Origin of the sequence: Vreelandella subterranea, assembly GCF_900111305.1 — a bacterium.
In the GTDB taxonomy this organism is placed as follows: domain Bacteria; phylum Pseudomonadota; class Gammaproteobacteria; order Pseudomonadales; family Halomonadaceae; genus Vreelandella; species Vreelandella subterranea.
The window spans coordinates 1-1,211 of record NZ_FOGS01000026.1; the positions used below are offsets into that span (position 1 = coordinate 1).

A 1,211-nucleotide genomic window follows, 5' to 3' on the forward strand; every position below is an offset into this window, starting at 1 on the left:
TCGTTATCATCACGACCAGACCCCTTGGGTGTTATAGGGTCAAGCCTCACGGGCCATTAGTACACGTTAGCTCAACGCCTTGCAGCGCGTCCACACCGTGCCTATCAACCAGCTGGTCTCGCTGGGCCCTTCAGGAGGCTCTCGGCCTCAGGGATGTCTCATCTTGAAGGGGGCTTCCCGCTTAGATGCTTTCAGCGGTTATCCCGTCCGCACATAGCTACCCGGCAATGCCACTGGCGTGACAACCGGAACACCAGAGGTGCGTCCACTCCGGTCCTCTCGTACTAGGAGCAGCCCTTCTCAAACATCCAACGCCCACGGCAGATAGGGACCGAACTGTCTCACGACGTTCTAAACCCAGCTCGCGTACCACTTTAAATGGCGAACAGCCATACCCTTGGGACCGACTTCAGCCCCAGGATGTGATGAGCCGACATCGAGGTGCCAAACACCGCCGTCGATGTGAACTCTTGGGCGGTATCAGCCTGTTATCCCCGGAGTACCTTTTATCCGTTGAGCGATGGCCCTTCCATACAGAACCACCGGATCACTAGAACCTGCTTTCGCACCTGCTCGACGTGTCTGTCTCGCAGTCAAGCACCCTTATGCTCTTGCACTCATTGCACGATGTCCGACCGTGCTGAGGGTACCTTCGTGCTCCTCCGTTACGCTTTGGGAGGAGACCGCCCCAGTCAAACTACCCACCACACACTGTCCTCGATCCGGATAACGGACCTGAGTGAGAACGCCAATGATGCCAGGCTGGTATTTCAAGGGTGGCTCCACCCGAACTGGCGTCCGGGTTTCCAAGCCTCCCAGCTATCCTACACAGGCAACATCAGCGTCCAGTGTGAAGCTATAGTAAAGGTTCACGGGGTCTTTCCGTCTAGCCGCGGGTACACCGCATCTTCACGGCGATTTCAATTTCACTGAGTCTCGGGTGGAGACAGCGTGGCCATCATTACGCCATTCGTGCAGGTCGGAACTTACCCGACAAGGAATTTCGCTACCTTAGGACCGTTATAGTTACGGCCGCCGTTTACCGGGGCTTCGATCAAGAGCTTCGGCCGGAGCCTAACACCATCACTTAACCTTCCGGCACCGGGCAGGCGTCACACCCTATACGTCCGCTTACGCGTTAGCAGAGTGCTGTGTTTTTACTAAACAGTTGCAGCCACCTGGTATCTTCGACCGGTTCTCGCTTAAGCCGC

At 56.5% G+C, this 1,211-nt stretch carries 1 rRNA gene; it reads right to left on the reverse strand.

Annotated elements, in window-relative coordinates:
* Positions 1 to 35 precede the first annotated feature (35 nt).
* A 23S ribosomal RNA gene (locus BMX75_RS17920) occupies positions 36 to 1,211 on the reverse strand; the annotation flags it as partial.